Annotated in this window: 7 protein-coding genes and 1 pseudogene; 2 read left to right on the forward strand and 6 right to left on the reverse strand. The window is 58.3% G+C overall.

Going from position 1 to position 8,005, the window contains the following annotated elements:
* The coding region (locus IC50_RS25845; RefSeq protein WP_035711370.1) for a LysR substrate-binding domain-containing protein at positions 1-608 on the forward strand (608 nt) is incomplete at its 5' end.
* Positions 609-876: 268 nt separating this feature from the next.
* On the opposite strand, the gene IC50_RS25850 is transcribed toward IC50_RS25845, so the two are convergent.
* The 3 genes from IC50_RS25850 to IC50_RS25855 form a co-directional block, all read right to left on the reverse strand.
* Complete coding sequence (locus IC50_RS25850; protein WP_050991090.1) at positions 877-1,410, reverse strand: DUF2285 domain-containing protein; 534 nt, start codon at positions 1,408-1,410, stop codon at positions 877-879.
* A gap of 46 nt (positions 1,411-1,456) precedes the next feature.
* Positions 1,457-1,651 (reverse strand): transcriptional regulator domain-containing protein, encoded by a 195-nt coding sequence (locus IC50_RS43280; protein WP_071916574.1) that lies wholly within the window; start codon positions 1,649-1,651, stop codon positions 1,457-1,459.
* A 165-nt stretch (positions 1,652-1,816) separates the two neighbouring features.
* Positions 1,817-2,089: a DNA -binding domain-containing protein gene (locus IC50_RS25855; protein WP_035711371.1), complete on the reverse strand. Its 273-nt coding sequence runs from the start codon at positions 2,087-2,089 to the stop codon at positions 1,817-1,819.
* 631 nt (positions 2,090-2,720) lie between these two features.
* Between IC50_RS25855 and IC50_RS25860 the strand changes: the two genes are divergently transcribed.
* Positions 2,721-3,002, forward strand: coding sequence for a helix-turn-helix domain-containing protein (locus IC50_RS25860; RefSeq protein ID WP_035711373.1), 282 nt, complete (start codon positions 2,721-2,723; stop codon positions 3,000-3,002).
* A 933-nt stretch (positions 3,003-3,935) separates the two neighbouring features.
* Here the strand turns inward: IC50_RS25860 and IC50_RS25870 are convergent.
* The 3 genes and pseudogenes from IC50_RS25870 to IC50_RS25880 all read right to left on the reverse strand — a co-directional run.
* A complete protein-coding gene (locus tag IC50_RS25870; RefSeq protein WP_244429648.1) occupies positions 3,936-4,823 on the reverse strand; it encodes a TauD/TfdA dioxygenase family protein in 888 nt (295 codons plus the stop codon).
* Between the two features lie 2,103 nt (positions 4,824-6,926).
* Positions 6,927-7,157 carry a hypothetical protein gene (locus IC50_RS25875; protein WP_157461072.1) on the reverse strand — a complete coding sequence of 77 codons (231 nt, stop codon included), beginning with the start codon at positions 7,155-7,157 and terminating at the stop codon, positions 6,927-6,929.
* A gap of 24 nt (positions 7,158-7,181) precedes the next feature.
* Positions 7,182-8,005 (reverse strand): annotated as a pseudogene (locus IC50_RS25880) (IS3 family transposase); the annotation flags it as partial.

Below are 8,005 nucleotides of genomic sequence, written 5' to 3' on the forward strand. Positions count from 1 at the left end.
TCGTCCGCACATCGCTATCGACTTTTGCTTCCTCGCTTCTGATTCCAAATCTGCAAGCGTTCTCTGCTGAAGCTGGCGGCGTTATCGTGGACGTCATCAGCTCGCTATCGCTGCCTTCATCTTCGGACGACTTCGACATATTGATTACACGTGACCTTTCCGTCATCGAACCCGCCGACAGTTGGGAGATCTACAATGAGGAGCTGGTATGCGTCGGGCCGCCAAACCTGGTCGCGGGCAGAGAGCTCTCGATCGTTCGCTCAATCCCGATACTGAACATCACATCACGACCCGACATCCTGCCAACATGGCTGAGGGCCATGAACCTGTCCTCAAACGACATACGAGCGGGCGCGCGGTACGATCATAATTATCTCGCTCTGCCGGCAGTCATGACAGGAAAATGCCTTCTTGTCGCACCGGAAATCATCGTCAGTGATTTAGTGCGAGGGGGCGCCTTGCAAATCATCCCCGGCTCACGCGCTCCAAGTGGCATGCAATATCGCGCCTTTGCGGTGGATCGCAGCGAGCACCCCGAAATCGCTCGTTCTTTTTGCCGGTGGGTCGCTCGTCTTTGCAAGAGGGCGACGCTAGCGCAGGCTACCTGAAATGCCTCTCGAGGTCTCTTCAATGACTCTGCGGGAGATCGATGTACCGCCCCATTCACGTCCAGGGCACTCAACTTCAGAGACAATCCGAACAAGATCGCCGGTGTCTTCGTCCGACGAAGATTACGTTTCTTTTGCAGCAGTCCTGAAAACAAAGGACGGCGCGAGAGATCGGAACGCAAAGACCTCATCTTATCGCCGATCGAGCGACGCCAGCAAATGAATTGGTTGCACGGAATCGAGGCCATGCCATTTAACGCCCGAGAGCTCATGAATTGTCATCCTTGCCTTTGTCGAGCAATGCGCGGCAGCGAAGGCGCATCAGACGCCGCCCCAGCTTAACAAGCCGAATGGTTCGGCTGCGCAAGTCGTCTGTTTTCCAGCCCCGCTCGCCAATACGATGGCTTCCAAACAGACCTTGCGCGATTTGGCGATAGCTATTTCCTTGCTGCCATCCATCCAGTGCGCGCAGCGCGAGGATAAGCCGACGCCGCTTCAAAGCTGGCAAAGCAAGAGGAGGCGTTCCGAGCGGCCGATGCTCAAGGGCGAGCCAAAATCGACGTGCGGCCTGCAAGCGAAGCTCGAAATTAGCGTCGAGCGGCAGGTCGAGCACGACAGTAGACCCGCTCGCCGGAAGGCTCTTCAGCCAAAGGCGATGCTTCGCGCCTCCGAGCGGCACGATGGCATGCCAGCCATCCGGCGCGCGACGAACCTCGCTGCCAGGCAGATTGGTGAAATCGAGCTGGTAGCTTTTGGGCGCCACGCAATTGGCCGCCCGCATAGGCAGTACGGTCGACAGCACTTCGGGTGCCCAGAAGACTGCTTGCTTGTCGAATGTCTTTTGCGGATCAGCTGGAAAACGAAAGCCCCCACTTCCGTCGCAAGTGGCTCGTTGTTGCGCTGGATCGTTGGCGGCGAGACAACCGCCTATAATCCTCTTGGTAATCGGGATCCCGGCGCAGCCACTCCCAGGCCACGTCGGCAGCTTCTGCCTTCTTCAGGTCGCTGTATGCTTCCTCAGATCTCCAGTCAGTACCCGGCATCGCACCATTTTCCCGCGGGATTTCACACGCGGCGCAATGCAGCTGAAGATTGTGGCTCTTTCCGGTTACGTGCGTTCCGCGTGAGAGCCCCGCGCGCACTTAATCGATGGAATAATCATCTTTTGCGATTGCTAGGAATTCCGCGGATCCTGACATCCGCCGCGTTCATTGCTTTGGCCAACCGCCCCGCAGCAGATCACGATAGCCGCGGCCCGCTAGCCACTTGGCCCGCGTCAGATGACTTTCGAACGTGCGTCGCGCACGATCGGGTTCAACTGTCGGGTCAAGCCCAAGCACAACGCGTGCGATTTCGCGCCAATCTGCCTTGTCAGCGTCGGCATCGAGAAGTCGCATGTAGGTGACGGCGTGCTCCTTGTCATATGACGTGACCTCGTGCGCGCTGGGCGCCAATTCTGCGATTTTCGGGTCGGCCGGCACTGACTGAACTCCTACCGAACTGAAAATTCTATCGAAATCCGAGCAACGATAACTAACTTGGGGGCGCTGTGGTACCGCCCGAATCGTCGCAGCGCCAAACTCATTTTCGCACCAAGACCGCGATCGCATATCCGCTCACAATGACCTGGTGGCTCCATCCTGCGCATTTCCTCTTTCATCGCGGTACATACCGGAACTGACCGCAGATTTCCCATGTGGCTAGGCTGTTCTTGCTCTTCCCTGCCTAAGAAGAGGGTTGCCCGTGGTGACCGGCCCGCGCGCACTGGTGAAAGGCCGCCGTGGCCGGACCCCAGCCCCTAGAGAGAATTCTTTTCTCTTTTCGAGCTCCACTTGAACGGTTGTCCTATCTGGTCGCGGTGCCCGGAAAAGCCGCAGTACCTCTGAGCGGCCATTACTGCTCTCCGGCGAGTAGCGGGCTATCGCACCGCGAGAACACTTGCGATGATCGACGACATTCGCAGACGACAATCATTACGGCGTCTACATCTCACCGTGACCTTCTTCCTTGAAGCAATTGGACGAGGACAGCCAACGGCGTAGGTGTGAGCTTATCGTAATACTCTGGCTATAACCAGTGGTTTCATAATCGTCGGAATGGCTGCCTTTGCGCATGAACGCTCGTGCGCTTGTGGCCTGGAATGTGCGCCGTATCCGCGTAGAGCGCGGCATTCCGCAAGAGCAATTGGCCTATGATGCCGGGATCGACCGCTCGTATATGGGGCGCATTGAGCAGAAGAAAGAGAACCCGACCATTGATCTCCTGGATCGTATCGCCGCGACCCTGGGTATTCACTTGTCCGAATTGTTCGCTGAGCCGGCGAAGGGTGCGGTGCCACCCAAGCCAATGTCCAGAGGACGCAAGCCGGCACGCCCGTGTCGGAACAGGACGTAATTATGGAGAGAGCCATGTTTGCAGCTAACCACGGGAGCGAAACGCGCCGGAGCGGCGCCCGTGCTCCCTTCGAATCTGTGGCGGCCGAATCCGATCTCCTGCTCCATCGGATGTTGCGCCAGCACGATTCGGCTTAACGAACGCCCAGAGCGGCCCCGTTAAAAAAGACGAGCACCTTCGGTGATCCTCACAGGCCAGAAGAACGAACAGGCCGTCCTCATCGGAGGCGCAGGCGCGCGCCTACTATTCCTGCCGCCTACAGCCCGATCTCAAGCCGATCGAGATGAATTCGCCAAGCCAAAGAACTGTTGCGGCGAGCCCCCGAACCGTCGACGCCTCTCGGATCTCATGGGACGCACACTGAACATGTTCACCCCTGAAGAATGTGCCAACTACGTCAGTCATCGTGGATAGAAACCGCTTTGATCGCGACCGGCTCCAGCGAACCGCCCAGCATGCCCAAGGTATGCGACAAGCGCGTCCACGCCTTTCTGTCCGAACAAACACGCGACCCCGCCTCCTCACAAGCGAGCGTGAGCGCCATCCCCAATTGCGAAGGACACTCTTGAAAGGCCTTCATCGAATCAGGACCCTGACGTGCCTGGGCCCACATTCATGATTTATTTCCGCAGTGAGCATGCCCGCTTTTTAGGCTGGATAGCGCTTCGCCGAGCTCGATCCGCTCCAGCTTTTCAATGCCCGGCCCCGATAGCCAAGAGCCGGCTCGCATTCTACCCGGCTCTCACCCGAGAATGACACCGCCTGCTCGCGCTTCTCAGCAATTCTTATGGACAAGAAAAGATGCAGGTTGCCGGCGCCGGTTAGCCGGTCCTGGAGGGATAAGCTCGAAGGCCCGGCTCCGCTCGACATCGCAGAGCCACAACTTAGCCTTGAACCGCCAGCGTCTTACGAAAACCCGACGTGCCGACACTGCTAGGCAGCCTCAGCGGCCCGTGATTTCAGCCTCCTCATGTGCGGTACGCCGGCGTCAATCGCACGCTGGTCCATGGCCAAATGAGGACTGCCAATTTTGTTCATGGGGTACGCCTCAGTCGCGCGATTGTCCCAGATTGCGACGTCGCCTGATTTCCAGTTCCAGCACAGGGTGTTCTGCGGCGCGGTGAGATAGGATTGCAGCAGTCCGAACAGTTTTTGGCTGGGATAGCGCTGCAGGCCGACAAAGTTCTGCACAGAACGGCCAAGCGAGAGCATCCGTTCGCCAGTCTCGGGATGAACACGAACGATCGGATGTGTCGTTTCGTAGATCGTTCCAGTGGATACGTCGTCCAATGCTCTCTTGTCGGCTTCCGTGGCCCCCTCCGTCGCAATGTGATCGAATGCGGCGCAGCGCACAGCCCAGAGGTTATCGGCGAGCATGCGCAGGGGATCGGGAAGATCAAGATAAGCGGCCGCCGTGTTCGACCAAGCGATGTCCGCGCCAAAACGCGGGAGCGCCGCCTCCCGCAGCAGTGAAATTGTTGGGCGGCGGGCACTGAAGACGTCATCATCGTTCATCTGGTCGACATGGCCGCAGGCGCGATCAGGGAGCGTCTTCCGGTTTGTTAGGTCCCCCCTTGCGTCCAGCATTGTGGGATTCGGTATCAGCGAGCCGAGCCGGAGCACCAAACGCTGTTGCTGGGCATCATCGAGATGTCCCTGATCACGGAAGAGGATGACCTTACGCTCTAGCAGCAGCCGGTTAATGGCTATGATGACCTCGTCAGACAAATCGTCCGACAGCGTAATGTTCTTGATTTCGACACCAAGCCGGTCCGCATGTTCGACGATGTCTGCACGCGGGATGACGTTATCAATGATCATTGTGCCACTCATGACGGTGCCTCTCTCTGTGAATGTCTAAACAAAGCTCCGCGATTGGTGGTGACGCGTGGCAACGAACGCGACAAGGCCGTCTTGAGACACGCATCCGAATTGTCTGATGGGTGACCCACACCGCACAATTCGCCGACTGATTCATACAGACCACCATCATCTTAGGATCTGACTCCCTTTGCGGTGCGGGCACAGCCAGTGCGGTTCGAATCAACTCGCGTATAACGCGAACAGATCGATCTGCAGCCTGATCAACAGTACAAATTATAGAGCCCGTCTATGTCCAGTCCATGAAACGAAACCAGCTTTCTTTTCGATCTCGAGTAACGTTCGCCTCGTCTGCGAACTCGTTCTTGGAAAATCCTCGAACAACGATTGCATCGTCACCGCATGCGACTGGCATGGCCCCATCCGCACGACAAGAAACGAACTCGTTAGCGGCCTGCGCTCGCGAAGCGGATGTGACAGGACGCCTCGCTTCGGTAAGCCTACTCTATCTTAAGCTGTACATCGCATCTACAGCTACCTGAACGATCTGCAATCACTTCCTCGCGACTTGGAGTTGTCCAATGCGGATCGTCTTTCGTCGGCTGGTTTATTGTGTTGTTCTTCTTGCCGAGCAGGAAAGCCGCGCAAAGTGCGAAGGCTGCAACTCCCATTGCAGCTAAACAACGGACTCAATCCCTCGATTTGCGAAATCTGCGCTCGTCGCGCCGAATGCAGGTCTTCAGGGCTGTGACCTACGTTCTTGGCTCTGTCCGGAGGCGTAGATTTTCCTGACGGAGCTCGGCTTGTTTTAGCGCAGTTGACCGCACAAAATAGAGACAGAGCGCGGCCCCCGCAGGAATACCGTGCGACCGCGAGACAATGCAGCGACTTCGCGCTCTCACATTGCTAGCCGCAAATTCTGGCAGGCTATTTTCGCCTCCTATTGGCAGCACGAGGCTGAAGGCAGCGTCCGATCTAAGATCATGAGCCAGGATCCATCTTCCTGAGATCGCCCTGTTCCTTGCTTAATAACCTTAAGGCGCGTGAACATGATCACACACGCACCAAAAGTGCGGGATTTCAGAGAAGACGATGAAAGAATGCACCAGCTGCGCAACAATGCGCCCACGCGACCGAGCCATCATGCAAGATGCGCATCGCCGCAACAAAGATCCTTTTCAAAAACCTGAGATAGCGGGCGGCCCGCAACAAATTGACGAGAGATCCCCTGTCGGGTACCGCGTTGAGAATTGAGAACGTAACCTACCTCCATCCGCAACCTTGCGCACTTTTTCTTCACTCATTCGTTTAGAGCGCAATAAAGCCGTGCCCGCAGCTCGCTTTGCGACTCACGCCGGTCGAGCTCGTCGATCTGCAACCTGCTTATCCAGCCACTGGCGACATGCGATCTCGGCTCGTCTCGTTCGTGGCGGCGCCATCAGCACACCAGCAGTGCCAGATGTCGGATATGTCTCGGCAACTGCGCGACTGAACGTTCGAGACTGTTCTTGACGTGCCGGTCGTAGGCTGCCGAGCCGTCGATCCAGCTCTCCTGCGAAACGAGATTGCGGCCGGACGAAGTCGGCTGGCCTCAGCGCACGATAGAGTCGATACGCCCGATGCCGGGGACCACATCGCCCCGTGCCGCCATTCGGAATCCCACCGGGTCCTTCGAGCACAGCCGTTCCGCCGCGAACCTCGAGGACTGCCCCACCCAGATTAGTCGTCGGCCCTGTTTCGGGACCGACAGGAGCTGCCCCGCAGGCTGGACCGAGCCCGTCACAGAGATGTCCGCCTCGACAGCCGAAGAAGCGTTCGAAGCTTCAGCCGAATGCGCCCCACTCGACGCTTTGGCTGGAGGCTTCGGAGCGAGGCTCGCGCTGACTGTGAAGGGTTGACCTAAAGCAGGCGGGATTTGCGAGCCTGATGCTGATGCTATTTTTCGCGCCTTGCCCCTAACTTTGTGTCCGGCATGCGGCGCGAAGCCGTGTCTACCTGAGCAATTGGGCTCAGGGACTGAACGGTTAGATCTGTGAATTGGCAGCAGGCAGGCGATCGGATCAACGTCCTTGAACACCGGCCTTTTTCGCTCTTAGGCACCGGCTAATTGCGCCATGTCTGCTTCGTAAGCCTATCGAACCACATCTCTGCGACATAGCGAGCGTTCGGTACGGCCCGAAATTGCGTATACTGATGGTAGTTGTCTTGGCGCCAAGTCCAGAACGTGCCGAAGCTGTAGTGATGCAGGCCATCGGGCGGCCACGGCTCCTTTGCCTGCTCCACCCACTTATCAACCAAGTGCGAAATGGCCGCTTCCGCTTCACCCTTCTTCACGGTTACTGACCTGCCACCGAACTTTCATCCGGCGGCGGTTAGAGTCTCGGGGTTTTGTACGCCAAGTGGCGCGGGTGGAGCAACGGACGATCGGCGGAGCTGGTCGGGGTTGCGTAGCCGGTCGTCCGTTGCGGTGAGGTGGGCGGCATAGGCCGCGGGGGTGAGGTAGTTCAGCGACGAGTGAGGCCGCTGGATATTGTAGTCGGCGACCCAGGCGGCGATTTTGGTGCGAGCGTCGCCGAGATCGAAGAACAGGGTCTCATTGAGTAGCTCATCGCGCATCCGGCCATTGAAGCTCTCGATGAAGCCGTTCTGCATCGGCTTTCCCGGCTCGATGAAGTGCCAGTCGATGACCGTGTCCTTGCTCCAGGCCAGCATGACGTTGCAGGTGAACTCGGTGCCATGGTCGGACACGACATTGCCGGCTTGCCACGTCGTTCGACGATCGCCGTCAGTTCGCGGGCGACGCGCCGTCCTGAGATCGACGTATCCAGAATGGCCCCCAGACACTCCTTGGTCACGTCGTCGACGATGTTGAGAATGCGAAAGCGCCGGCCGTTGGCGAACTGGTCGTGGACGAAGTCTAGCGACCAGCGTGCATTGGGCTTAGCCTCCACCAGGATCGGGGCCCGCGTCCCCACCGCCTTGCGGCGGGCTCGTCGCTTGCGGACGGTGAGCCCTTCCTCCCGATAAAGCCGGTAGATCCGGTTGATCCCAGATGGCTCGCCCTCCCGCCGCAGCAAGACGAACAGCCGGCGGTAGCCGAAACGCCGCCGCTCGTTGGCGAGATCGCGCAACCGGCTGCGCAGAGCCGTGTCTGGCCGGCGGCTGGAGTCGTAGCGGATCAT

The sequence above is a fragment of the Bradyrhizobium genomosp. I (2014) genome, assembly GCF_000261685.1.
Taxonomy (GTDB): domain Bacteria; phylum Pseudomonadota; class Alphaproteobacteria; order Rhizobiales; family Xanthobacteraceae; genus Bradyrhizobium.

Bases quoted from the DNA above. Each gene is read 5' to 3' on its own strand.
- IC50_RS43280 (WP_071916574.1), bottom strand. From the start codon at position 1,651: ATGCCGGGTACTGACTGGAGATCTGAGGAAGCATACAGCGACCTGAAG.
- IC50_RS25860 (WP_035711373.1), top strand. From the start codon at position 2,721: ATGAACGCTCGTGCGCTTGTGGCCTGGAATGTGCGCCGTATCCGCGTA.
- IC50_RS25870 (WP_244429648.1), bottom strand. From the start codon at position 4,823: ATGATCATTGATAACGTCATCCCGCGTGCAGACATCGTCGAACATGCG.